This is a genomic window from Saccharothrix sp. NPDC042600 (genome assembly GCF_040647305.1).
GTDB lineage: Bacteria > Actinomycetota > Actinomycetes > Mycobacteriales > Pseudonocardiaceae > Actinosynnema > Actinosynnema mutabilis.
The window spans coordinates 1-23,902 of the sequence record NZ_JBEZBW010000076.1 but is presented as its reverse complement, the minus strand read 5'-3'; the positions used below and the strand labels follow the sequence as shown (position 1 = coordinate 23,902).

Sequence of the window (23,902 nt, the reverse complement as noted above, 5' to 3'; positions counted from 1 at the left end):
CGTCAGTACGCTACGGGGAACAACGTCGTAGGAGGTTGCCGTGCCGTATCCGGCCGACCGTGAGCGCGACCGCCCGTGGGTGATGCGGACTTACGCGGGGCACTCCAGCGCGACCGCGTCCAACGCGCTCTACCGCCGCAACCTGGCCAAGGGGCAGACGGGCCTGTCCGTGGCCTTCGACCTGCCCACGCAGACCGGCTACGACCCCGACGACGAGCTCGCCAAGGGTGAGGTCGGCAAGGTCGGCGTGCCGATCAGCCACATCGGGGACATGCGGGCGCTGTTCGACCAGATCCCGCTGGGCGGGGCGAACACCTCGATGACCATCAACGCGACCGCCATGTGGCTGCTCGCGCTGTACGTCAGCGTCGCCGAGGAGCAGGGCGCGGACCGCGCGGCCCTGGCCGGCACGACGCAGAACGACATCATCAAGGAGTACCTGTCCCGCGGCACGTACGTGTTCCCGCCCGGCCCGAGCCTGCGGCTGATCACCGACATGGTGGCGTGGACCGTCGCGAACGTGCCGAAGTGGAACCCGATCAACATCTGCTCGTACCACCTGCAGGAGGTCGGCGCGACGCCGGCGCAGGAGATCGCGTACTCGATGTCCACCGCGATCGCCGTGCTCGACTCGGTGTTCGACTCCGGCCAGGTGCCCGAGGAGCGGCGCGGCGAGGTCGTCGCGCGCATCTCGTTCTTCGTGAACGCCGGTGTGCGGTTCATCGAGGAGATGGCCAAGATGCGGGCGTTCGTCCAGCTGTGGGACGAGATCACCCGCGACCGGTACGGCATCGAGAACCCCAAGCACCGCCGGTTCCGCTACGGCGTGCAGGTCAACTCGCTGGGGTTGACCGAGGCGCAGCCGGAGAACAACGTCCAGCGGATCGTGCTGGAGATGCTCGCGGTGACGCTGTCCCGCGACGCCCGCGCCCGCGCCATCCAGCTGCCCGCGTGGAACGAGGCCCTGGGCCTGCCGCGGCCGTGGGACCAGCAGTGGGCGCTGCGCATGCAGCAGGTGCTGGCCTACGAGACCGACCTGTTGGAGTACGAGGACATCTTCGCCGGGTCGCACGTCATCGAGGCCAAGGTCGCCGAGATCGTGGCCGGCGCGCGCGAGGAGATCGACCGCGTGCAGGCGATGGGCGGCGCGGTGGCGGCCGTCGAGTCCGGGTACATGAAGTCGCAGCTCGTGTCGTCGCTGGCCGAGCGCCGGCGGCGGATCGAGGCCGGCGAGGACGTCGTGGTCGGCGTCAACAAGTTCGCCACCACCGAGCCGTCGCCGTTGCAGGCCGAGGGCGCGAACGCGATCGAGACCATCGACCCGATCGTCGAGCAGCACGCGGTCGAGGCGATCCGCGCTTGGCGTTCGGCGCGCGACAACGACCTCGTGTCGTCCACCCTGGACGCCTTGCGCGCGGCGGCGAAGACCGACCAGAACCTGGTCGAGGCGACCATCGCGTGCGCCAAGGCCGGCGTGACGACGGGCGAGTGGGCGTCCGCGCTGCGCGAGACGTTCGGCGAATACCGCGCTCCCACGGGGGTTTCCGCCGCGTCGGCGTCCGGTGAGGCCGGTGCGGAGATCGCCCGCGTGCGCGAACGGGTGCGGGCAACCGGTGAGGAACTCGGGGAGCGGCTGCGCATCCTGGTCGGCAAGCCCGGCTTGGACGGGCACTCCAACGGCGCCGAGCAGGTGGCGGTGCGGGCGCGCGACGTCGGCTTCGAGGTGGTCTACCAGGGCATCCGGTTGACCCCGGCGCAGATCGTGGCCGCCGCCGTGCAGGAGGACGTGCACGTGGTGGGCCTGTCCATCCTGTCCGGCTCGCACCTGGAGGTCGTGCCCGCGGTGGTGGACGGCCTGCGCGCGGCGGGGGCGGGCGACGTGCCGGTGATCGTGGGCGGGATCGTGCCGCCGGACGACGCGGCCAAGCTCGTGGACCGCGGCATCGCGCGGGTGTTCACGCCCAAGGACTACGAGCTGACCCAGATCATGGACGAGATCGTCTCCGTGGTGCGGCAGTCCCGCGGCCTGTAGCTTCGGCCGGGTGTTCGAGGACTTCACCGCGGCGTTCAGCGTCGACGAGGCGGGCGGTTCCCCCTGGGAGCCGCCCGCCGAGGTCGTTCCGGGGTTCGCCGAGGTGGTGCGGCGGTGGGGCGGGCTGAGCTTCCGCTCCGGGCTGTACCGCGTGCACACCGAGGCGTCGTCCGCCTCCGCCACCGCGGCGATCCGCCCCCTCCTGCCCGCCCGCGCCGCCGACGCGGTGGCGTTCGGGTTCGACTGGCAGGGCCGGGTGTTCGCGGTGAGCCCGGGGCGGTGGCCCGCCGTGCTGCTGGTCGACTTCGGCGGTGGCGAGGTGTTCGAGATCCCCGGCGACCTCGCGCACTTCCACGACGTCGAGCTGGTGCGGCACCCGGACGCCGCCCTGGACCACCGGCTGTTCGCGGACTGGCGGCTGGCCAACCGGGGCGCGGCGCTGCCGTTCGACCGGTGCGTCGGCTACCGGGTGCCGCTGTTCCTGGGCGGTCCCGACGACGACGCCAACCTGGAGGTCGTGGACACCGACGTCTACTGGACCGTCACCGCCCAGGTCTACGCGCGCGTCAGCGGCCAGTGACGTCCTTGGTGGACACGATCTCGGCGAACCCGCCGCCGCGCAGGTTGGTCGCCGTCGCCGCGCAGAGCTGTTCCGCGGTCAGGTCTTCGAGGTCGAACGTGAAGGTGGCGTCGAGGACCAGCTCCACCCGGTAGCCGAGGTTGCCGCCGACCCGGGCGGTGGTCTCGACGCACATGTTGGTCTGGATGCCGGCCAGCACGATGTCGGTGATGCCGCGGTTGGTCAGCCACGCGTGCAGGTCCACCTCGCCGTGGAACGCGGAGTTGACCTTCTTGCCGAACACCAGGTCCGGGTCGGCGCGGTCGAGTTCGGGCTTGAAGCGGTTGCCGGGCGAGCCGGGGCGCAGGGGCGAGTCGGGCTTGGTCGAGTCGTGCCGCACCAGGACCAGCGGGCCGCCCCAGGAGTCCAGCAGGGCGGCGGTGTTGGCCTCGGCGTCGGGGTTGTTGCGGCGGCCCCACACCGGGTCGTCGAAGCCCTGTTGCACGTCCACGATGATGAGCGCGGTGTTCGTCATGGCGGCCAGTCTGCGCGCGCCGGCCGGGGCGGACGAGTGGCAGGAGCGGCGCGATCCGGTACTTTCCTGCCATGCGCGTGGTGGGGGTGCTGGTGCTGCCCGGCAGCCGGACGTTCGACGTCTCCGTGGTGGGCGAGGCGTGGGGCGTGGACCGGTCCGACACCGGGATCGGGCCGTTCGAGCTGCGCCTGTGCGCGCCGGGCCGCCGGGCCACGCCGCTGCACCCGGTCGGGCACGTCCAGGCCACGCACGGGCTGTCCGGGCTCGCGGGCTGCGACCTGGTGGTGGTGCCGGGCCGAGTGGACCCGCTGGCGGAGGTGCCGCGGTCGGTCGTCCGGGCGCTGAGGGCGTTCGACGGCACGGTGGCGGCGCTGTGCTCGGGGGCGTTCACGCTGGCCGCCGCGGGGCTGTTGGACGGCCGTGAGGCGACCACGCACTGGCGGCTCCTGGACACCCTCGAACGCACCGCGCCCAGCGCCACCGTCCTGCGGGACGTCCTGTTCACCGACGAAGGCCGCGTGCTGACGTCCGCCGGGGTCGTCGGCGGGCTGAACCTGTGCCTGCACCTGGTCCGCCGGGCGCACGGCGCGGAGGTCGCCGCCGCGCTCGCCCGCCGCCTGGTCATGCCGCCGACCCGGGAGGGCGGCCAACGCCAGTACGTCGAGCCGCCCCTGCCGCCCAAGCCGGACCGCGACGGCATCGCGTCCACAGTGGACTGGGCGGTGCGCCGGCTGGCCGACCCCATCGGCGTCGGCGACCTGGCCGGGCACGCGGGCCTGAGCGAACGCACGTTCCACCGCGTGTTCCGCGCCGCCACCGGCAGCACCCCGGGCCGGTGGCTCCAGCGGCAACGGGTGCTGCTCGCCCAACGGCTCCTGGAGACCACGGACCTGCCCGTGGACCGCGTCGCGCAACGGTCCGGGCTGGGCACGGCCGCGAACCTGCGGCGGCGGCTGCGCGCCGAACTCGGGGTCGCGCCGGACGCCTACCGCCGCACGTTCCGCGTCCCTACCGCGTCGTGACCGCCACGACCCCGCCCTGCGCGTCCACCAGCAACCGGTTGCCCAGCGGCTTGGCCAGCTTCACCGGGTAGGGCTCCAGCTTCAGCGCCAGCGTGCGCGGGCAGTCGCCGACCTTCCCGATGGTCCGCACGGTCACCGCCACCGACGTCTCCGACTCGGTCACCACGGGCTCGTTGCGCGCGGGCTCGTCGCCGGGGCACGGCTCGGGCGGCGCGGGCATCGACACGGTGAGGTCGGTGCCGTCGCCGCCGGCGTTGGCGGTCACGGCCGGCTGCACCTCGCCCAGCCGCCAGAACAGGTCCGGCGACAGCGCGGGCGTGGCCACGACGCTGCCCGCCTCGGTGGTGAACCGCCACGCCGGCAACGGCCACCGGCCCCGGTCCGTGGTGAACTCCGCCGTGCCGAACTCGGCGCTCACCAGCCGCACCGGCGCGTTCTGCCGCCCCTTGCCGCGCGGCGGCGCGCCGACCGCCTGCAACACGTCCGCCGCCGGGACGAACGACAGTTGCGCCGGGCCGTCGGGCAGCGCCACGGTGGCGGGCTCCGGCGTGGCGGGCGGCGTGCCGACGAACTCGAAGCCGCCCTCGGACGCGCCCAGCTTCTCCTCCCCGGACCGGTACCCGTCCACGACCTCCACCCGGGACCCGAGCAGCACGATCGGCCGGGGCTTGGCGGTGACCGGGAAGTCGACCGGCGCGGGGCCGGTGACCAGCGGGGCGGGGGAGGCGGCGTCGTGGGTGGCGCCGCACCCGGCCAGGACGGCGGTCACCGCGAGCACGAGCAGTCGTCTCATGCCTGGAGGACGGAGTGCCGCGCGCGGGCGGTTGCACGGCCGACTACGGTCGGGACATGGCCGGATACCAGCACATTCGCGTCGAAGAGGCGGACCACGTCGTCCGGATCACGATGGACCGGGCGAGCAGGCGCAACTCGCTGTCCCACGACCACCTCGCCGAGCTGCTGGCGGCGTTCCGCGCGGTGGCCGGCACCGACGCCGTGGGGGTCGTGCTGGCCGGCGAGGGCCCGGTGTTCTCTGCGGGCCACGACTTCGCCGACGTGGCGTCCCGCGACCTGGAGGGCGTGCGCGAGCTGCTGACCCTGTGCACGGACCTGATGCGCACCATCGAGTCCGTCCCGCAGGTGGTGATCGCCCGGGTGCACGCCCTGGCCACGGCGGCGGGCTGCCAGCTGGTGGCGTCCTGCGACCTGGCGGTGGCGGCCGAGGAGGCCGGGTTCGCGCTGCCCGGCGGCAAGGGCGGCTGGTTCTGCCACACGCCCGCCGTGCCGGTGGCCCGCGCGATCGGCCGCAAGCGCCTGATGGAGATGGCGCTGACCGGTGACGTGGTGGACGCCCGCACCGCCGAGCGGTGGGGCCTGGTCAACCGCGTCGTGCCGCGGGCAGAGCTGGACGAGGCCGTGGACGAGCTGATGCGCCGGGCCACGCGCGGCAGCCGGGCCAGCAAGGCCCTGGGCAAGCAGACCATCTACGCCCAGCTCGACCGGCCGGAGGCCGACGCCTACGCCATCGCGGTGGAGGTGATGGCGGCGGCGTCGCAGACCCCGGCGGCCAAGGAGGGCATGTCGTCGTTCCTGGAGAAGCGCGAGCCGGACTGGACGGACTGACCAGATCAGACCTTCTTGTAGAACAACGTCGTCGGCCGCAGCACGCCACCGGGGTCGGCGGCGAAGTCGGGGATCACGCCCGCCTCCGTCCACCCCGCCGCCCGGTACAGCCGTTCGGCGGCCGAGCCGGTCCGGGTGTCCAGCACCAGCAGGGACGCCCCGCGCGCCGCCGCGCCCTTCTCCGCCGCCGCCAGCAGCTCGCGGCCCAGCCCCCGGCCGCGGAAGTCGCGGTGCACGAGCAGTTTCAGCACCTCGGCGCGGTGCGTGCCGTTGGGGGTCGTGGTCGCCGCGACCTGCACGGTGCCGGCGATCCGGCCCTCGACGCGCGCCACCCACACCGACAGGACGCCGTTCGCCACGGCCGCCGCCCGCGACTTCCACCACGCGGCGGCCGGCGCGTGCGGCAGTGGCGCCAGGAAGCCCACGGACGCGCCCCCGGCCACGGCGTCGCACAGCACGTCCGCCAGGTCGTCGGCGAGCGCCAGGACGTCGGCGGACAGCAGCTCCTCGACCGCGGTCACGGCTGGGCGTGCTCGTGCAGCAGGAGCAGGGTGTAGGCGGCGATCGACTGGGCGTCGGTGATCTCGCCGCGCGCCACCATCGCCTCGAACTCCGCGCGCGGGAACCACGCCGAGCGCATGTCCTGCTCCTCGTGCTCGCGCTCGTGGAAGCCCTCGGTCAGCTCGGTGGCCAGGAACACCCGGCCGCGCTGGCTGGACATGCCGGGCGCGACGTCGAGCAGGCCCAGCTCCACGAGCTTGCCGGCGCGCAGCCCGGTCTCCTCGCGCAGCTCGCGCTCGGCCAGCGCGCGCGGGCTGGGTTCGGCGCCCTCCGGCGCGGTGCCCTGGGGGAACTCCCAGCGCCGCATCCCCAGCGGGTAGCGGTACTGCTCGACCAGCCGCAGCCGTTCCCCGTCCAGCGGGATGACCAGCGCGTAGTCCGGCTTGTCCACCACGCCGTAGATCCCGGTCGTGCCGTCGGCCCGCCGGATCGGGTCCTCCCGGACCGTCATCCACGGGTTCGCGTACACCTCACGCGATCCGAGGGTCTCCACGATCACTCTCCCTGTGCCAGCTGCGAGCGCCTGCGCCCGTAGGCGAAGTACACCGCCAACCCCACCACGGACCAGATCCCGAACGCCAACCAGGTCACCGGCGCGAGGCCCGTGACCAGCAGCACGCACAGCGCCACGCCCAGCAGCGGCACCACCGGCACCCACGGCGTGCGGAAGCCGCGCGGCAGGTCCGGCCGGGTCCGCCGCAGCACGATGACACCCACGTTGACCAGCGCGAACGCGACGAGCGTGCCGATGCTGGTGGCCTCGGCGAGCTGCCCGAGCGGCACCAGCGCGGCCAGCACCGCGACCACGCAGCCGACGATGAGCGTGTTCGCCGTGGGCACCCGGCGCGGCCCGACGCGGGCGAACACCGGCGGCACCAGGCCGTCGCGGGACATCGCCACCAGCACCCGGGTCTGTCCATACAGGACGGTGAGCACGACGGACGCGATCGCCACCACCGCGCCGGCCGACAGCACCACCGACGGCCACGACGCCCCGGTCACGCGCTCCAGCACGGTCGCCAGCGACGCGTCCGACCCCTCCAGCACGCCGACCCCCACCGCGCCGACGGCGGTCAGCGCGACCAGCACGTAGACCAGGGTCACGACCGCCAACGAGATCACGATGGCCCGGGGCAGGTCGCGCTGCGGGTTGCGGGCCTCCTCACCGGCCGTCGAGGCGGCGTCGAACCCGATGAACGAGAAGAACACCAGGGATGCGGCCCCGGTGACACCCGCGATGCCGGCGGGCGCGAACGGCGTGAGGTTCTCCTGGTGGAACCCGAACACCGCGACCGCCACGAAGAACAGCAGCACGGCGACCTTCAACACGGTCGTCACCGTCGTGACCAGCGCGCTTTCCCTCGCCCCGCCGAGCAGCACGGCCGTGGCCAGCAACACCACGACGGCGGCCGGCAGGTTCACCACGTCCCCGGACAACGCGGCCGGGAGTTCGAACCCGACCGTGGCGCGCAGGAACGCGTTGAGGTACCCGCTCCACCCCACCGCGACCGCCGCCACCGACACGCCGTACTCCAGCAGCAGGCACCAGCCGCACACCCACGCCACCAGCTCGCCCAGCGTCGCGTACGCGTACGAGTACGCCGACCCGGACAACGGGACCGCGCCGGCCAGCTCGGCGTAGGACAGGGCGGAGAACAGGGCGGCCAACGCGGCCACGACGAACGACACCGCGACCGCCGGCCCGGCGACCGGCGCGGCCTGCCCGAGCACCACGAAGATGCCGGTGCCCAGGGTCGCGCCGACCGACAGCGCGACCAGCGGGACCAGCCCCATGGTGCGGCGCAGACCGGTCTCGGGCGTGAGTTCGACGGGTTTGGTGCGAAGCAGCGACACGACGCCCGACGGTACCTGCCGGTGCCCCGCCCCTCGCACCCCGTAGCCTGTCCGACCGTGCGCCTAGTCATCGCTCGCTGCCAGGTCGACTACGTCGGACGCCTCACGGCCCATCTGCCGATGGCCCAGCGCCTGCTGCTGATCAAGGCCGACGGCTCGGTGTCGATCCACTCCGACGACCGGGCGTTCAAGCCGCTGAACTGGATGAGCCCGCCGTGCTGGCTCATCGAGGACCCGGACATGTGGGTCGTGCAGAACAAGGCGGGCGAGAAGCTGATCATCACCCTCGCCGAGGTCCTCCACGACTCCAAGCACGAGCTGGGCCCGGAGCCCGGCCTGGTGAAGGACGGCGTGGAAGCCGACCTGCAGAAACTCCTGGCCGAACACGTGACCACCCTCGGCGAGGGCTGGACCCTGGTCCGCCGCGAGTTCCCCACCCCGATCGGCCCGGTCGACCTGATGTGCCGCGACGAGACCGGCGCGTCGGTGGCGGTGGAGATCAAACGCCGCGGCGAGATCGACGGCGTCGAACAACTGACCCGCTACCTGGAACTCCTCAACCGCGACCCGCTCCTGGCCCCGGTCCGCGGCGTCTTCGCGGCCCAGCAGATCAAGCCCCAGGCACGCACGCTGGCGGAGGACCGGGGCATCCGCTGCGTGGTCCTGGACTACGACGAACTCCGCGGCATCGAACCCGACGAGTTCCGCCTCTTCTGACCGGCCGGGTCGGCGGAGCTCGTCCCGTGCCGGGTGCGCCTACGCGGCCAACGCCCGGTAGGGCCGGATGATGCCCTCGATGAAGTTGTCGAGCTCCTTGTCGATCGCCACCCACGTCGGGTCGTCCAGGTCGTTGTCGATCGCGTGGACCCGTCCCGAGATGCTGTCGTGGCTGCGCAACCTGCGGTAGTCGTCGGCCCGGTACAGCGACTTCGCGGCGAGGCTGGGCAGCCGGTGGTCGTCCGACACGGTGACGGTGATCCCCGGCCCGGCGATCTGCACCCGGGGCGGCTGCGCCCGTGCGGCCAACCGCGTGGAACGGACCTGAGTGGACGCCCGCACGTGGATCACCCGGCAGCTCGACAGGACGGCGTCCCCGAACGCGCTCAACGCCCTGGCCACGTCCGTCCGGGCGAATTCGACCAGGGTGATCGACGGTTTGGCGTGGTTCTGCCCGACCCGTTGCGCGAGCGCGGACAGCGCCGGTCGGAGGTTCTCCTCGCTGTCCACGCGGAAGGCCCCGGCGCCGTCCGCGACGAAGCCGCGACCCCGGTCGTCGTCGAGCTTCAGCACGTTGTGCATGAAGTCGTGGAACGCGTAGACGTAGTCGCTCAACTCGTCCACCTGGAACCGCAAGGTGGTCAACTTGTGGGCGAGCCGTCTGCGCACCGCGGACTTCCCGGCGCCGGGGAGCCCGGTCACGAACACCACCGGCGCGACGTCGCGGAAGGCGATGTGGCGCACGATCGCTTCCTCCGCGGCCGGCCCGAGTGCGTACTTGGCCCGCAGGTCGAGCAACTGCTGGGTGATTTCCGCATGGTCCCCCCGCCTGCGCATGCCGGTGAGGAGTTGCTCCGCCAACACCGCTTCCAAGGGCAGGGAGTGGTCCCACACGTGCTCGAAGTGGCTCTGGAAGACCTTGGCCGGCGATATGCCCTCCAGGCGGTTCGGGCGGTCCCGGCTGCCGTCGCGGTGGTTCAGCACGGTGTGGTGGATCGAACCGCTGAACACGTGGTAGGACAATTCGTGGGTGTTGAGTTCCGGGGCGACCCGGACGTCGATCCCACGGCTGAGCAGCTCCGCCGCCGCGGTCAGGCACTCCTGGCTCTCCCTGGTGACCAGGCGCACGCCGTGCTTGTCGTTGATCCGCTGCCAGGCGGCTTGGATCTCGGTCAGCGTCGCGTTGTCACCAGCGGGCTGCAGGTGCGGCACGAACGCGTCCAAGCGGTGCACGTCCTCGTGACGCGACAGGCGCAGGACAGCGGTGAGGTAGTGCCGTCGCGACACCCGGCGGGAAAGAGCGTTGGGAACCCTGCGACGGTTCGCCGCCGCGCGCACGACGGCGACGATCGCGGCCACGCTCACACCGCTCGCGATGGACGCGGCCAGTTGCGACCACGGCACGTGCTCACACCCCCTGCGGTAAGTCGATCTGGACGAATCCCGGGTACGGGTCCAATCGGTGCTCGATCACCAGCTCGCGGATGCGTGCCGCCTTCGCTTTCAGATCGGGCACGTACTTGATGAGGTTGTCGCGGAGGCTGTGCACCACGACGCCGAGGCCCGCCACGATCTCGTCGCCGGCGCCGAACACGGGCACCGCGACGGAGCACGAACCAAGGGTCATCTCTTCCTTCGTCAGCGCGTAACCGCGGTCGCGGGTGAGCGCCAACTCCCGGCGGAGCCGGCCGGGTTCGGTGATCGTGTACGGCGTGTACCGCCCGAGCGGGCGGGCGCAGTAGGTCTCGATCAGCTCGGCGCTGCAACCGGCGAGCAGTGCTTTGCCCACGCCGGTCGAGTGCATCGGCAGGCGGCTGCCCTCGCGGGAGATTATCGGAACCGCCCGGTGGCCGGTGAGCTTGGCGATGTAGAGCGTGTCGTGTCCGTCGCGGACGGCGAAGTGGATGTTCTCCTTGCTCTTCTCGTACAGGTCCTGCATGAAGGGGAGCGCTATTTCGCGCAACCTCCGGGGAATCGGGGACAAGAGCCCGACCTCCCACAACCGCGTGCCGATCTGGTAGCGGTTCTCCGTGTTGCGCTGGAGCGCGCCCCACGTCTCCAACTCGCCGACCAGCCGGTGGGCCGTGGGAACCGGCATGCCCGCTCGCTTCGCCAGCTCCGTCAGGGTGAGGCTCGGGTGCTCGATGTCGAACGCCGCCAACAGCGCGAGCGCACGTGACGTCGCAGACCGGCCACTCCGCTTGGTCATCGGCCCCTCCGGCTCGAAGCACCGTTCAGGTCCGGTCAGACGATCCTCGGGTCCGGTGCATCGGTAAAGCGCGGGCTTCCGGCATGCGGAAGGGGCATCGGAGGCGCTGTTGAAACAGCAGTTCAGCGCCTCGCGCTGCAGTCGATCACCCGTTCGGGTTCCGGCAAATGAAAGGCGGCGAATTGTGGGAGCGCGCCCAGTCAGGGTTGTGACGCGAGGGCCGGGAGGGGCGTCGAGCGCGGGACTTCGGTACTCCACCGCGACTCGGGGCGGCGCTCGGGCTGACGCGCGTGGCCGATGGCGTCGTCCCCGGCGTCGTCTCGGGGGACCGCCATGCGCGGCCGGCGCGGCCGGAAGGGCTCAAGTCCGCACTGATCGGGATGTCCGGCCCCAGGAGCGGCCGTTCGGGTGCGTGGCACGGGGAATCGTGCGATATACGCTGCACATCCCCCGGTGAAAACTCCCTGGAGCGTCCGCTGTGCGAAGACGAAGACGAAGATCCGGCTGGGTCGCGTTGATCTTTCCCGGAGTTCTCCTCGGCTCCGGCTGCGTCGCCGAGGACCCGCTCCCGCCGCTCGCGCGGAGGTCCAGTTCCGCCGCCGTCGCGCCCGCGCACCTCGCCGCGCAACCGTTGGCGGGCAAGGCCGGTGGCGAGGTGCGGCTCAGTGGTGAGGGGTATCCCGCGCACACCCGAGTGGTGTTCACGTTCCACGGGGAACAGGTCGGGGACGCCACCACCGACGCCGCCGGGCGGTTCGTCGACATCGCGGTGAAGGTGCCCGAATCGTTCGGCGGTTCCGCGCCCGGCGCGCAATTCTTCATCGGGGCCACCGCCGGCCCGTTCTACGCCGAAACGCCGTTCGTGCTCACCCGGTAGCTCTCGAACCCGGCCAGGTCCACGTGCGCGGTGACCAGTCCCGCGTCGATTCGGCCCGGGTACACCCGGCGGTCGGTCCACCGGCGGAACGCGATGCCCTCGCGCATGGCGCCGGCCGGGCCGTGCAGCACGTACCCCGCCGCCGCCGACCGCGCCTGCAACGCGTGCACCAGGTCCGGCGGCCCCGCGCACCACGTGCGCTCGAACCCGGCCACCGCCGCCGCGCCCTCCAGGTACTCCGCGGCCAGTGACCAGGGCACGCCCGGCACCGCCGCGAGCACGAACACCAGCGGCAGGTGGTCGGGGTAGCCCTCGGTCGCCGCGTCGGTCACGGCGGCCAGCGCGTGCCCGTACCCGGCGTCCCTCCCGCCACGCCCGTCGGCATCACCTGATCGGTGGTAGAGCAGCACCAGCCGCCCGGCGGCCCGGTGCCGCGCGAGCGCGCCCGGCTGGTGGCTGACGCAGCCCGGGTCGGTCGGGTAGCCGATGGGTCTGAACAGGAACCGCAGGTCGTAGCCGCCGGTCCGGGTGTACTCGGACAGTTCCCACGGCATCAGCTCGCGGGCCGTGTAGTCGACGCCGTACGCGGTCGCTTCACCTGTTGGGGTCACGCCCGGAACTACGGGGTTTAGGCGTGGGTAGTTCAGATCGGCGAGATCCACTCCGGTGCACTACGGTCGGCTGATCGGGTGTGCGGTAGTGTCCGGTGTTGTTCGGGATTGTTGAATAGGGAGGTGGGCGACGGTGCCCGTGCTCGCTCAGGCAGACCTCCGGCTCGACGCCGGGCCGCTGGACTACGCGCTGCTCGCGATCTACTTCGCGTTCGTGCTGGGCATCGGCTTCCTGGCCCGCCGCTCGGTGTCCTCCAGCCTGGACTTCCTGCTGTCCGGCCGCTCGCTGCCCGCGTGGGTCACCGGCCTGGCCTTCATCTCCGCCAACCTCGGCGCGATCGAGCTGCTCGGCATGGCGGCCAACGGCGCGCAGTACGGCATGGCGACCGTGCACTACTACTGGATCGGCGCGATCCCGGCCATGGTGTTCCTCGGCCTGGTGATGATGCCGTTCTACTACGGCTCGAAGGTCCGCAGCGTCCCCGAGTTCCTGCGCCGCCGCTTCGGCAAGGGCGCGCACCTGGTCAACGCGCTGAGCTTCGCCGCCGCCCAGGTGCTGATCGCGGGCGTCAACCTGTACGCGCTGGCGTTCCTGCTCAACCTCATGCTCGGCTGGCCGATCCCGCTGTCGGTGGTCATCGCGGCGGCGATCGTGCTCACCTACACCACCCTCGGCGGCCTGTCCGCGGCGATCTACAACGAGGTGCTGCAGTTCTTCGTCATCGTCGCCGCGCTGCTGCCGCTGACGATCGTCGGCCTGCACAAGGTCGGCGGCTGGCAGGGCCTGGTGGACAAGGTGACCGCCGGGCCGGGCGGGTCCGAGCAGCTCTCGGCGTGGCCCGCGACCGAACTGACCGGCATCCAGAACCCGGTGCTCAGCGTCATCGGCATCGTGTTCGGCCTGGGCTTCGTGCTCTCGTTCGGCTACTGGACGACCAACTTCGCCGAGGTGCAGCGCGCGCTGTCGGCCAAGAGCATGTCCGCCGCCCGGCGCACGCCGATCATCGGCGCCTACCCCAAGGCGCTGATCCCGTTCGTGATCATCATCCCGGGCATCATCGCCGCCGTCGTGGTGCCCGAACTCGCGGCGCTCAAGGCCGGTGACGGCAGCTCCGGAATCGTCTACAACAACGCCCTGCCCGCGCTGATCGGCGAACTGCTGCCCAACGGCATGCTCGGCATCGCCATCACCGGTCTGCTGGCGTCGTTCATGGCCGGCGTCGCGGCCAACGTGTCCTCGTTCAACACGGTCTTCACCTACGACCTGTGGCAGGACTACGTCCGCAAGGACCGGCCCGACGAGTACTACCTGCGGATCGGCCGGCTGGCCACCATCGGCGGCACGCTGGTCGCCATCGGCACCGCGTTCCTGGCCGCCGGCTACGGCAACATCATGGACTACATCCAGGCGCTGTTCTCGTTCTTCAACGCGCCGCTGTTCGCCACGTTCATCCTCGGCATGTTCTGGAAGCGCATGTCCGCGGCGGCGGGCTGGACCGGCCTGGTCGCGGGCACGCTGGCCGCCGTCGTGGTGTTCGTGCTCGCCGAGACCGGCGCGGTGGACCTGCCGGGCCAGGGCGCGAGCTTCGTCGGCGCGGGCGCTGCGTTCGTGGTGGACATCGTGGTCAGCGTCGCGGTGACCCTGTTCACGCGGCCGGTGCCGCAGGAGCGGCTGGTCGGGCTGGTCTGGAGCATGACGCCCAAGGAGGACCGCCGGCACTCCGCGACCGGCGAGGACGCCGGCTGGTACCGCTCGCCGGCCCTGCTGGGCGCCGGGGTGCTGGTGCTGACCGTCGTGCTCAACATCGTCTTCGGCTGACGTCGACCGGGAGGGTTCGTCATGGTGCGCAAAGCCGGTCTGTTCGACCTGCGGCTGGTGATCGCGATGCTGTTCGCGGTCTACGGGGTGGTCCTGGCGGTGGTCGGGGTCGGCTTCACCGACGAGGCCGACCTGGCCCGCGCGGACGGGCTGAACATCAACCTGTGGACCGGGATCGGGATGGTGGCGCTGGCCGCGGCGTTCGCCCTGTGGGGGTTCCTGCGGCCGGTGGTCGTCCCCGACGAGGTCCACGCTGACCCCGAGCCGGGCGACCGGGTGTAGTCACCGCCGGCGGCGGGCCGGGGCGTAGGCGACGGGGTTGAAGGCCTCGACCGTCCAGGCGTCGAACCGGCGGACCGCGCGTCGGATGCGCTCGCGCACTCGGTGCTCCTCTCTCTGTGGGTTCCACCTGTTACAGCGAGTCGATCATCTGGATCGTTTCCGAAGGCCGTGGTGAGGTCGAACACAGGGTTCCCGCCACGGATGGCGCAGCCGGTCGCTACCGTGCACTTCGTGCATCGACTCGTCGCCGTCCTGTGCGCGCTCCTCGTCGTCGCCGGCTGCGCCGCCGGGGGCGACCTCGCCAAGCACAAGCCGTACCCGCGCTCGACCGTGAAGGCGAACGCGGAGGCGGTGTCCGAGTCGGGCACCCAGCCGACCACGCCCGCCGACGGCAAGCCGGTGGACGCGGTGTTCGCCCCGGACAAGCTGCGCCTGGTCAACCCGTGCGAACTGCTCGACCGCAAGCTGCTGGAGCAGGTCGGCAAGCCGGGGCAGGTGTCGGCGACCGGGTTCAGCCGCTGCTCCAACTTCATGGAGGACCAGGCGGGCAAGGACCTGGCGGTGACCATCGAGGTCGGCCAGACGATGACCAGCGAGGTCAAGAACGCCGACAAGACGCTGGCCGGGCTCAAGAGCTACGAGCAGACCCTCGACAACGACGCCTGCTTCGTCTCGGTCATCACCCAGGAGAAGCCGGCGCTCGGCATCACCGTGCAGATCGGCTACAAGGACGGCGACGCGTGCGCCCCGGGCCGCAAGGTCATGGAGGGCGCGCTGAAGACCATTCGCGAGCGCGGCGCGGTCCGCAACCCGGCCAAGGACTCGCTGGTGACCCTGGACCCGTGCACGCTGCCCGACAAGGCGGTGGTCGACGCGGCGGCGACCGCGTCCTACCGGCAGTACCCCTACGGCCTGCACAGCTGCTCGTGGGTGGGCGACGACCGCGAGCTGACCTTCGACCTGCGCTCGACCTACGTGCCCGACGACCGGAAGTTCGACGACAAGCAGACCGACGTGGACCTCGGCGGCGTCAAGGGCTACCAGCTCGACAACACCGGCGCCTTCCCGTCGTGCACCGTCAAGTGGGTGCACCGGCTGGACTCGGGCGACGACGGCGAGGTCGTGGAGGTCAAGTCGGCGGGCCCGAAGAAGTCCGAGTTCGACCGGTGCGCGGCGGCCGTCGCGTTCGCCAAGGGCATCCTGCCCAAGCTGCCCAAGGCCTGATCGGGGAGTCTGAACGGGGGCTGACGGGATCGCCGATTACCCGTTACTCTCCAGTAACACCTTCGCGCACCTTGGAGGGCTCCCCATGACGCAGACCGCTCCCACCACGCCGCTGCGGGCCGAGGACGAGCAGAAGCGGTTCGCCTCGCTCGACCCGCGCACCGGGGAGGTGATCGCCCACCACCCCGTGCACGGCGAGCAGGAGGTGCGGGCGGCGGTGGAGCGCGCGCGGACGGCGGCGGCGTTCTGGGCCGAGCTGGGCTTCGACGGGCGCAGGGCGCGGCTGGACGCGTGGCGGAAGGTGCTGGTCAAGCGGCTGGACGAGTTCCAGGGGCTGATCTGCGCGGAGACCGGCAAGTCCGCCGACGACGCGCGGACCGAGCTGGCCCTGGTGATCGACCACCTGCACTGGGCGGCGAAACAGGCGCCGAAGGTGCTGGGCAAGCGGCGGGTGTCGCCGGGCATGTTGATGTACAACCACTCCGCGTCGCTGGAGTACCGGCCGTTGGGCGTGGTCGGCGTGATCGGGCCGTGGAACTACCCGGCGTTCACGCCCATGGGGTCGATCGCCTACGCGCTCGCGGCGGGCAACGCGGTGGTGTTCAAGCCCAGCGAGTTCACGCCCGGGGTCGGGGTGTTCCTGGAGGACACGTTCGCCGAGGTGGTGCCGGAGTACCCGGTGCTGCAGGTGGTGACCGGGTTCGGGGCGACCGGCGCGGCGCTGTGCGGGGCCGGCGTGGACAAGCTCGCGTTCACCGGGTCCACGCCCACCGGCAAGAAGGTCATGGCGGCGTGCGCGGCCACGTTGACGCCGGTGCTGGTCGAATGCGGCGGCAAGGACCCGCTGATCGTCGCCGAGGACGCGGACGTGGTGGCCGCCGCCGACGGCGCGGTGTGGGGCGGGATCTTCAACTCTGGGCAGACGTGCGCCGGCGTCGAGCGGGTGTACGTGGCCGACGCGGTGTACGACGAGTTCGTCGCGCTGGTGGTGGAGAGGGCGAAGAAGTTGCGGCCCGGCGGCGAGCCGGACGCCGACTTCGGGCCGATCACCATGCCCAAGCAGGTGGACGTCATCCAGTCGCACGTCGCCGACGCGCTGGACAAGGGCGGCAAGGCGGTCGTCGGCGGGCTGGAGTCGATCCGGCCGCCGTACGTCGAGCCCGTGGTGCTGGTGGACGTGCCGGACGACTCGACCGCCGTCACCGACGAGACGTTCGGGCCGACGCTGGTGGTGACCCGCGTGGCCGACGCCGACGAGGCCGTGCGCAAGGCGAACTCCTCGGCCTACGGGCTGGGCGCGACGGTGTTCTCGCGCAACCGGGGCGAGGAGATCGCGGCGAAGCTGCGCTGCGGCATGGTGTCGATCAACTCGGTGCTGGCGTACGCGTCCGTGCCGGGGCTGCCGTTCGGCGGCGTGGGGGAGTCCGGGTTCGGGCGCATCCACGGCGAGGACGGGCTGCGTGAGTTCACCTACGCGCACTCGGTGACCCGCAAGAAGTTCGGCGGGCTGCTCAACCCGATGACCTACGACCGCGGCTCGCGCACCATGCGCCATGTGCTGCGGTTGGTGCGGCTGCTCTACGGGCGCTGAGGGTTTCGGCCGGTTCCGGCCGGGCCGTTCCCCCTCGGGTGGGGTAGGAATGGGGTGACCATCGGCCAGGGAGGTCACCATGAAGAAGATCATCGACGATCCGGCGACCGTGGTGGTGGACGCGCTGCGCGGCATGGCCGCCGCGCACCCGGACCTGCTGGACGTCCAGTACGACCCCGCCGTGGTCGCGCGGGCCGACGCGCCGGTGCCGCGCAAGGTCGCGGTGATCTCCGGCGGCGGGTCCGGGCACGAGCCGCTGCACGGCGGGTTCGTCGGCCGCGGCATGCTCGACGCGGCCTGCCCCGGCGCGGTGTTCACCTCGCCCACGCCGGACCAGGTGCAGGCGGCCATCGCGCGCACGGACGGCGGCGCGGGGGCGTTGCTGATCGTCAAGAACTACACCGGTGACGTGTTGAACTTCGAGACCGCCGCCGAACTGGCCGCGCTGGACGGCGTGGAGGTCCGGTCGGTGGTGATCGACGACGACGTGGCCGTGAAGGACTCCCTCTACACGGCGGGTCGGCGTGGCGTCGGCGGGACCGTGCTGCTGGAGAAGGTCGTCGGCGCGGCGGCCGAGCGCGGGGTGGACCTGGACGGTTGCGAGGCGTTGGCCCGCAAGGTGATCGGCCGGGTGCGGTCGATGGGCCTGGCGCTGTCGGCGTGCACCGTGCCGCACGCGGGCGAGCCGAGCTTCACGCTGGCCGACGACGAGATGGAGCTGGGCATCGGCATCCACGGCGAGCCGGGCCGGCGGCGGGTGCCCGTGGGTCCGGCGTCGGAGCTGGTGCCCGCGTTGCTGGACCCGATCCTGGAGGACCTGCCGTTCGCCGAGGGCGACCGGGTGCTGCTGTTCACCAACGGCATGGGCGGCACGCCGCTGATCGAGCTGTACCTGGCGCACGGCATCGCGGAACGGCTGCTGGCCGAGCGCGGGATCGTGGTGGAGCGGCGGTTGGTCGGCCCGTACATCACCAGCCTGGAGATGCAGGGCATGAGCCTGACGCTGCTGAAGCTGGACGACGAGCTGATCGACCTGTGGGACGCCCCCGTCCACACGCCCGCCCTGCGCTGGGGCCTGTGATGACCGCGTGCACCGCGGAGGGCGTGGCCACCGCCCTGCGCGCCGCCGCGCGCGTGATCGCCGAACACCGCGACGAGCTGATCCGCCTGGACCGCGAGATCGGCGACGGCGACCACGGCGAGAACATGACCCGCGGCTTCACGGCGCTGGTGTCCAAACTGGACACCGCTGAACCGGCAACACCAGGCGCTGTCCTGAAGTTGGCCGCCTCGACGCTCATCTCCACGGTGGGTGGCGCGGCGGGACCCCTGTACGGCACGGCATTCCTCCGCGCGGCTGCCGCGGTGGGTGACGCTGCCGAACTCGATCCTCCTTTGATGGCAGCGGCTTTGCAGGCGGCGCTGGAGGGCGTGGTCGCGCGCGGCAAGGCGGTCGTGGGGGACAAGACCATGGTCGACGCGTTGACGCCGGCCGTGGCGGCGGCGGAGTCGGTGGCCGTGACGGGTGGTGGCGTGGCCGCGGTCCTGTCGGCGGCGGCGGAAGCGGCCGAACAGGGCGCGGAATCGACCGTGCCGCTGGTGGCGCGGAAGGGGCGGGCGTCCTACCTGGGCGAACGCAGCGCCGGCCACCTGGACCCCGGCGCGCGCTCGACGGCGTTGTTGCTGAGGACGTTCGCGGGGAGCGCGCGGTGATCGGCCTGGTGGTGGTGTCGCACAGCCGGCGGTTGGCCGAGGGCGTGGCGGAGTTGGCCGGTCAGATGGCCCCGGACGTGACGATCGTGCCGGCGGGCGGTGACGGTGCCGGCGGGTTGGGCACGGACTTCCTGGCCGTGTCGGAGGCCGTCGCCCGGGCCGGCTCGGCCGGCGTGGTGGTGCTGTACGACCTGGGCAGCGCCCGCATGGTCGCCGACATGGCGGCCGAGGAGGCGGGGACCGAGGTTCGCGTGGTGGACGCCCCGCTGGTGGAGGGCGCGGTGGCGGCAGCCGTTGCGGCACAGGGGAACGCGACCCTGGACGCGGTGGCCACGGCCGCCACGCGTGCCGCAGCGGAAGCGGGCTGGACCAGCCCGGAATCCGGCGGGTCCGGCGGCATCGGCGCGGTGGGGGCCGGCGAGGTGCGGGCACTGGGCGTGGCCGGTGGGGTTCGGGCTCCGGCCGGCGTGGCCGGTGAGGTCCGGGCGCGGGTCGTGCTGACCAACGAGGTCGGCCTGCACGCGCGGCCCGCCGCCCTGGTCGCGCGGTCGCTGACGGGGCTGGACGCGCGGGTCGTGGTGCGGTTCGGCGACGCGGAAGCCGACGCCGCCAGCGTGCTCGCCCTCATGGGTCTCAGCGCGCCCGGCGGGGCGTCCGTCGAGGTCGTCGCCTCCGGTGCCGACGCCGCCGAAGCGGTGCGGAGAGTGGAGGACCTCGCCGCTCGCGGCTTCGACGAATGAGCTGGTGAGACGGGTCTTGACCGGTTTCTTGCTCGATACCGATGGTGAAGCTCACGCGAACGACGCGTGACCGCCGTGGGATAGTCGGGCGCAAGTTACCGTCCGGTAGCCACTCCGCAGAGTGGGAGGTATCGCAGTGACGCGCCAGTTCAACACGGTGGGAGTCGTCGGCCTCGGCACGATGGGCGCCGGCATCGCCGAAGTACTCGCCCGGACCGGCCGCACTGTCGTCGCGGTGGACGTGGACGAGGAGGGGCTGGTCCGCGGTCGCGGCCACCTCGACCACTCGACCAGCCGCGCGGTGGCGAAGGGCAAGCTCGACGCGGCCGCCCGCACCGATCTCCTCGGCCGCATCAGCTACGCCACGTCCCTCGACGCGCTCGCCGACGTGGACCTGGTCATCGAGGCCGTCCCCGAGCGGATGGACCTCAAGGCGCGGGTGTTCGCCGAGCTGGACCGCATCTGCCGCCCCGAGGTGGTGTTCGCGTCCAACACGTCGTCGCTGTCGATCACCGAGATCGGCGTCCACACCGGGCGGCCCGGCAAGGTCGTCGGCATGCACTTCTTCAACCCGGCGCCGGTGCTCAAGCTGGTCGAGGTGGTGCGCACGGTCGTCACCGAGCCGGACGTGGTGACCGACGTCGTCGCGTTCGCCGAGAGCCTGGGCAAGTCCCCGGTCGTCATCGGCGACCGCGCCGGGTTCATCGCCAACGCGCTGCTGTTCGGCTACCTCAACCACGCCGTGCGCATGTACGAATCCCGTTACGCCACAAGGGAAGACCTCGACGCGGCGATGCGCTACGGCTGCGGCTACCCGATGGGTCCGCTGGCGCTGCTCGACCTGATCGGCCTGGACACCGCGTACGAGATCCTCGACACGATGTACCACCAGTCCCGCAACCGCCTGCACGCCCCGGCGCCGCTGCTCAAGCAGATGATCACCGCGGGCCTGCTGGGCCGCAAGAGCGGGCGCGGTTTCTACACCTACGACGGCCCCGACTCGCCCAACGTCGTGCCCGACGCGCTCACGCCCGCCGCCGCGTCCTCGGACGTGCCGACGCGCGAGGTGCAGCGGGTGGGCGTCATCGGCACCGGCACCATGGCCACCGGCATCGTCGAGGTGTTCGCCAAGCGCGGCTACGACGTCGTGCTGCGCGCCCGGTCGCAGGACAAGGCCGAGGGCGCGGTCGGCAAGGTGCGCAAGTCGCTGGACAAGGCCGTGTCGCGCGGCAAGCTGTCCGAGGCCGACCGCGACGCCACGCTGACCCGCATCACCCCCGCCGTCGAGTTCGCCGACCTCGCCGACTGCGACCTGGTGGTCGAGGCCGTGGCGGAGGAGCTGGAGATCAAGAAGGCGGTCTTCCAGGCGCTGGACGAGGTCTGCAAGCCCGGTGCGGTGCTCGCCACCACCACGTCCTCGCTGCCGGTGATCGAGTGCGCGGCGGCGACCTCGCGCCCCGGCGACGTGGTGGGCCTGCACTTCTTCAACCCGGCGCAGGTGATGAAGCTGGTGGAGATCGTGGAGACCATCGCCACCTCCGCCGACGTCGTCGCCACCGCCCGCCGGATCTGCCTGGACCTGGGCAAGGTCCCGGTGCACTGCGGCGACCGGGCCGGCTTCATCGTCAACGCGCTGCTGTTCCCGTACCTCAACGACGCGGTGAAGATGCTGGAGGCGCACTACGCGGACGCCGACGACATCGACAACGCGATGAAGGTCGGCTGCTCCCTGCCGATGGGCCCGTTCGAGCTGCTGGACGTCGTGGGCCTCGACGTGTCGCTGGCGATCGAACGCACGCTGTACCTGGAGTTCCGCGAGGCCGGCTTCGCCCCCGCGCCGCTGCTGGAGCACCTGGTGACGGCCGGGCGGCTGGGTCGCAAGACGGGCAAGGGGTTCCGGGACTACACCTGAGTTCCGGGCGGTTGCGCGCGTTTGGCATCGTGGTGCCCATGCGGCGTCTGGTTCTCTCGCTCCTGGTTGCGGCGCTCGGCGTGTCCGGCTGCGCCTACAAGGTGAACGGCACGCCGGTGGCCGGCGTGCTGGACGTCGATCCGCCCTTCTCGTCCGCTCCGCCGACGCCGACGTCGAACCCGACGTCGGCGTCGAACCCGAAGCCGGACCGGAACGTCGGCGACATCTGCAAGCTGTTGACCTGGCGCGACCTGCCGTACGACGTCCGGGACAAGGCCGCGCCCCCAACGGAAACCGGCTACGACCCGTCGTTCGACCAGTCGTGCAAGTGGCAGACCAGCGTCGACAAGCTGGACGTCGGCGTGACCCTGCGCTTCCGCGGCGGACGTTCGATCTCCCTGGACACCAGCAACGGCTCGTTCGACGTGGGCGGCCGGAAGCTGACCTACTTCGACCGGACGACGGACACGTCGGTGCAGCCGTCGTGCGTGCTGGTGATGGACTACGCGGGCGGCGGCATCGGCATCATCGTGATCGACGGCTCGGCGAGGTTCGGCGCGATCTGCGACCAGGGCAAGAAGGTCGCCGAAGTCCTGCTCGCGAAGGAACCCAAGGGCTGACCACCGCCAGACGCAGGTGACCGGACGGCCCGCATCCCGCCGCACCAGGCGGGACGCGGGCCATCCGCCTGCTCGCTGCTTGACCCGCTCGCCCGGCTGCCGGTCGTTCGGCTGCTCCGTCCCGGCGCCGCCGCCCGCCGGGCCCGCCAGTACGCCCCGCCGGTCGTTCGCTCGCTGGTCGTTCGGCCGCTGGTCGTTCGGCCGCTGGTCGTTCGCCAGCCGGTCAGCCGCAGCAACCGCCGCCGCAGCACCCTCCGCCCTGGGGAGCCGGTTGGGAGGCTTTGCCCGCCAGCCCCACCATGGACAGGAGCTTGACGGTGTCTTCGTGCCCCTGCGGGCACGGGGCGGGGTCGGACGCCTCGCTCATCGAGCGCTTGACGTCGAACGTGGCACCACACGCCTTGCAACGGAACTCGTAGGTCGGCACGGCCCTATTGTGACCGCTTCGCGGGCAACAGCACCACTGCGGGTACCAGGGCCGCCGCCAGGCCCGAGACGAGGGTGAGCAGCGGCAGGCCGTGGGCCCAGCCGATGCCGGCCGCGGCGGCGTGCGCGCCGGTGAAGGTGGCCAGCCAGGTGCGGGCCTGCGGCCGGAGCCACGCGGTGACCAGCGCCGCGCCGGCGGTGACGAGCAAGATCGTGCCGGCGGCCATCAGGATCCCGGGGCGCCCACCGAGCGCCAGTCCCTGACCCGCCCCGGACCCCGGATCGCCGCCGGCGCGGATGGCGGGCATCGCCAACACCGCCATCTCGGCGAGGAGGACGGTGGTCACGGCACCCTGCTGCCACTTGTTCACGCCATGGACCGTAAGGGATCACAGTCAACACCTTGATTACCCTGGGACCTCGTGCCGCGCCGCAACCGCCCCCACCGCCCCGCAGAGCCGAGCCCGCCCGTAGGCGGCGCTTGGCCACGTGCGGAAAGCGCGGCGGACGGCGAGTGGCTGGTGCGCAACGTCTCGGGCGCGGCGACCACGAAGACCTACCGGTGCCCGGGCTGCGACCACGAGATCCGACCGGGCACGCCGCACGTGGTGGCGTGGCCGGCGGGCGACTACGGGTCGATCGACGACCGGCGGCACTGGCACCAGGGCTGTTGGGCGTCGCGGGGGAGGCGCGGGCCGACGTCGCGGCGATGGTGACCGCGCGGGCTGCGGCGCGGGTGGGCTGGGGCGCGGGTGGGCTGGGGCGCGGGTGGGCTGGGGCGCGGGTGGGCTGGGGCGCGGGTGGGCTGGGGCGCGGGTGGGCGTCATCGGCACCGGCACCATGGCCACCGGCATCGTCGAGGTGTTCGCCAAGCGCGGCTACGACGACGTGCTGCGCGCCCGGTCGCAGGACAAGGCCGAGGGCGCGGTCGGCAAGGTGCGCAAGTCGCTGGACAAGGCCGTGTCGCGCGGCAAG

The 23,902-nt window shown here is 72.0% G+C and carries 27 protein-coding genes; 17 read left to right on the top strand and 10 right to left on the bottom strand.

What is annotated here, in order from left to right:
- Positions 1 to 40: 40 nt before the first annotated feature.
- Positions 41 to 2,032 carry a protein meaA gene (locus tag AB0A74_RS31775; RefSeq protein ID WP_358255264.1) on the top strand — a complete coding sequence of 664 codons (1,992 nt, stop codon included), beginning with the start codon at positions 41 to 43 and terminating at the stop codon, positions 2,030 to 2,032.
- 10 nt (positions 2,033 to 2,042) lie between these two features.
- Entirely contained in the window at positions 2,043 to 2,612 is a 570-nt protein-coding gene (locus tag AB0A74_RS31770; RefSeq protein WP_358255262.1) for a hypothetical protein, read from the top strand.
- Here AB0A74_RS31770 and AB0A74_RS31765 read toward each other — a convergent pair.
- Entirely contained in the window at positions 2,599 to 3,126 is a 528-nt protein-coding gene (locus AB0A74_RS31765; RefSeq protein ID WP_358255261.1) for a cysteine hydrolase family protein, read from the bottom strand. The genes AB0A74_RS31770 and AB0A74_RS31765 overlap by 14 nt on opposite strands.
- 71 nt (positions 3,127 to 3,197) lie before the next feature.
- On the opposite strand from AB0A74_RS31765, the gene AB0A74_RS31760 reads away from it, so the two are divergent.
- Positions 3,198 to 4,148: a helix-turn-helix domain-containing protein gene (locus AB0A74_RS31760; RefSeq protein WP_358255259.1), complete on the top strand. Its 951-nt coding sequence runs from the start codon at positions 3,198 to 3,200 to the stop codon at positions 4,146 to 4,148.
- Here AB0A74_RS31760 and AB0A74_RS31755 read toward each other — a convergent pair.
- A complete protein-coding gene (locus tag AB0A74_RS31755) occupies positions 4,135 to 4,941 on the bottom strand; it encodes a hypothetical protein (RefSeq protein ID WP_358255257.1) in 807 nt (268 codons plus the stop codon). The genes AB0A74_RS31760 and AB0A74_RS31755 overlap by 14 nt on opposite strands.
- A 56-nt stretch (positions 4,942 to 4,997) precedes the next feature.
- Between AB0A74_RS31755 and AB0A74_RS31750 the strand changes: the two genes are divergently transcribed.
- Positions 4,998 to 5,771 carry an enoyl-CoA hydratase-related protein gene (locus tag AB0A74_RS31750; protein ID WP_358255255.1) on the top strand — a complete coding sequence of 258 codons (774 nt, stop codon included), beginning with the start codon at positions 4,998 to 5,000 and terminating at the stop codon, positions 5,769 to 5,771.
- Positions 5,772 to 5,776: 5 nt separating this feature from the next.
- Here AB0A74_RS31750 and AB0A74_RS31745 read toward each other — a convergent pair whose 3' ends face one another.
- Genes AB0A74_RS31745 through AB0A74_RS31735 form a run of 3 tightly spaced genes read right to left on the bottom strand, consistent with a single transcriptional unit; the run spans position 5,777 to position 8,126 of the window.
- On the bottom strand, positions 5,777 to 6,292 hold the full coding sequence (locus AB0A74_RS31745; RefSeq protein WP_358255253.1) for a GNAT family N-acetyltransferase: 516 nt from the start codon (positions 6,290 to 6,292) through the stop codon (positions 5,777 to 5,779).
- Positions 6,289 to 6,825, bottom strand: coding sequence for an NUDIX hydrolase (locus AB0A74_RS31740; RefSeq protein WP_358255251.1), 537 nt, complete (start codon positions 6,823 to 6,825; stop codon positions 6,289 to 6,291). The genes AB0A74_RS31745 and AB0A74_RS31740 overlap by 4 nt, the downstream gene beginning before the upstream one ends.
- Before the next feature lie 2 nt (positions 6,826 to 6,827).
- Positions 6,828 to 8,126: an amino acid permease gene (locus tag AB0A74_RS31735; RefSeq protein WP_358255290.1), complete on the bottom strand. Its 1,299-nt coding sequence runs from the start codon at positions 8,124 to 8,126 to the stop codon at positions 6,828 to 6,830.
- A 117-nt stretch (positions 8,127 to 8,243) separates the two neighbouring features.
- Here AB0A74_RS31735 and nucS point away from each other — a divergent pair, with 117 nt between their 5' ends.
- Positions 8,244 to 8,903, top strand: a complete 660-nt coding sequence (gene nucS / locus AB0A74_RS31730; RefSeq protein ID WP_309113947.1) for an endonuclease NucS — start codon at positions 8,244 to 8,246, stop codon at positions 8,901 to 8,903.
- Between the two features lie 39 nt (positions 8,904 to 8,942).
- Here the strand turns inward: nucS and AB0A74_RS31725 are convergent, their stop codons facing one another.
- Positions 8,943 to 10,307 carry a hypothetical protein gene (locus tag AB0A74_RS31725; RefSeq protein ID WP_358255249.1) on the bottom strand — a complete coding sequence of 455 codons (1,365 nt, stop codon included), beginning with the start codon at positions 10,305 to 10,307 and terminating at the stop codon, positions 8,943 to 8,945.
- Between the two features lie 4 nt (positions 10,308 to 10,311).
- The gene (locus AB0A74_RS31720) at positions 10,312 to 11,112 is read right to left on the bottom strand and encodes an IclR family transcriptional regulator (RefSeq protein WP_358255247.1); all 801 of its coding nucleotides are present in this window, start codon (positions 11,110 to 11,112) and stop codon (positions 10,312 to 10,314) included.
- Positions 11,113 to 11,590: 478 nt separating this feature from the next.
- Here AB0A74_RS31720 and AB0A74_RS31715 point away from each other — a divergent pair, with 478 nt between their 5' ends.
- Entirely contained in the window at positions 11,591 to 11,989 is a 399-nt protein-coding gene (locus AB0A74_RS31715; protein WP_358255245.1) for a hypothetical protein, read from the top strand.
- Here the strand turns inward: AB0A74_RS31715 and AB0A74_RS31710 are convergent.
- A complete protein-coding gene (locus AB0A74_RS31710; RefSeq protein WP_358255244.1) occupies positions 11,956 to 12,600 on the bottom strand; it encodes a hypothetical protein in 645 nt (214 codons plus the stop codon). The two genes, AB0A74_RS31715 and AB0A74_RS31710, sit on opposite strands and share 34 nt — an antisense overlap.
- 133 nt (positions 12,601 to 12,733) lie before the next feature.
- Between AB0A74_RS31710 and AB0A74_RS31705 the strand changes: the two genes are divergently transcribed.
- From AB0A74_RS31705 to AB0A74_RS31665, 9 genes are all read left to right on the top strand, one after another.
- A complete protein-coding gene (locus tag AB0A74_RS31705) occupies positions 12,734 to 14,419 on the top strand; it encodes a sodium:solute symporter family protein (RefSeq protein ID WP_358255242.1) in 1,686 nt (561 codons plus the stop codon).
- A 21-nt stretch (positions 14,420 to 14,440) separates the two neighbouring features.
- The gene (locus AB0A74_RS31700; protein WP_358255240.1) at positions 14,441 to 14,701 is read left to right on the top strand and encodes a hypothetical protein; all 261 of its coding nucleotides are present in this window, start codon (positions 14,441 to 14,443) and stop codon (positions 14,699 to 14,701) included.
- A 231-nt stretch (positions 14,702 to 14,932) separates the two neighbouring features.
- Entirely contained in the window at positions 14,933 to 15,925 is a 993-nt protein-coding gene (locus AB0A74_RS31695) for a hypothetical protein (RefSeq protein WP_358255239.1), read from the top strand.
- Between the two features lie 85 nt (positions 15,926 to 16,010).
- A complete protein-coding gene (locus AB0A74_RS31690; protein ID WP_358255237.1) occupies positions 16,011 to 17,516 on the top strand; it encodes an aldehyde dehydrogenase family protein in 1,506 nt (501 codons plus the stop codon).
- Positions 17,517 to 17,595: 79 nt separating this feature from the next.
- Entirely contained in the window at positions 17,596 to 18,597 is a 1,002-nt protein-coding gene (gene dhaK / locus AB0A74_RS31685; RefSeq protein ID WP_358255236.1) for a dihydroxyacetone kinase subunit DhaK, read from the top strand.
- Positions 18,597 to 19,229, top strand: a complete 633-nt coding sequence (gene dhaL, locus AB0A74_RS31680; RefSeq protein WP_358255234.1) for a dihydroxyacetone kinase subunit DhaL — start codon at positions 18,597 to 18,599, stop codon at positions 19,227 to 19,229. Before dhaK ends, dhaL begins: the two co-directional genes overlap by 1 nt.
- The gene (dhaM, locus tag AB0A74_RS31675) at positions 19,226 to 19,969 is read left to right on the top strand and encodes a dihydroxyacetone kinase phosphoryl donor subunit DhaM (RefSeq protein ID WP_358255233.1); all 744 of its coding nucleotides are present in this window, start codon (positions 19,226 to 19,228) and stop codon (positions 19,967 to 19,969) included. The genes dhaL and dhaM overlap by 4 nt, the downstream gene beginning before the upstream one ends.
- A gap of 136 nt (positions 19,970 to 20,105) precedes the next feature.
- Positions 20,106 to 21,881 (top strand): 3-hydroxybutyryl-CoA dehydrogenase, encoded by a 1,776-nt coding sequence (locus tag AB0A74_RS31670; protein WP_358255231.1) that lies wholly within the window; start codon positions 20,106 to 20,108, stop codon positions 21,879 to 21,881.
- A gap of 38 nt (positions 21,882 to 21,919) precedes the next feature.
- On the top strand, positions 21,920 to 22,501 hold the full coding sequence (locus AB0A74_RS31665) for a DUF3558 family protein (protein WP_358255229.1): 582 nt from the start codon (positions 21,920 to 21,922) through the stop codon (positions 22,499 to 22,501).
- Positions 22,502 to 22,724: 223 nt separating this feature from the next.
- Here AB0A74_RS31665 and AB0A74_RS31660 read toward each other — a convergent pair whose 3' ends face one another.
- Positions 22,725 to 22,928 carry a zinc ribbon domain-containing protein gene (locus AB0A74_RS31660; protein ID WP_343933181.1) on the bottom strand — a complete coding sequence of 68 codons (204 nt, stop codon included), beginning with the start codon at positions 22,926 to 22,928 and terminating at the stop codon, positions 22,725 to 22,727.
- A 4-nt stretch (positions 22,929 to 22,932) separates the two neighbouring features.
- Positions 22,933 to 23,298, bottom strand: coding sequence for a hypothetical protein (locus AB0A74_RS31655; RefSeq protein WP_358255227.1), 366 nt, complete (start codon positions 23,296 to 23,298; stop codon positions 22,933 to 22,935).
- Between the two features lie 51 nt (positions 23,299 to 23,349).
- Between AB0A74_RS31655 and AB0A74_RS31650 the strand changes: the two genes are divergently transcribed.
- Entirely contained in the window at positions 23,350 to 23,643 is a 294-nt protein-coding gene (locus AB0A74_RS31650) for a hypothetical protein (RefSeq protein WP_358255225.1), read from the top strand.
- Between the two features lie 52 nt (positions 23,644 to 23,695).
- On the top strand, positions 23,696 to 23,902 hold a 207-nt coding region (locus AB0A74_RS31645; protein WP_358255223.1), incomplete at its 3' end, for a 3-hydroxyacyl-CoA dehydrogenase NAD-binding domain-containing protein.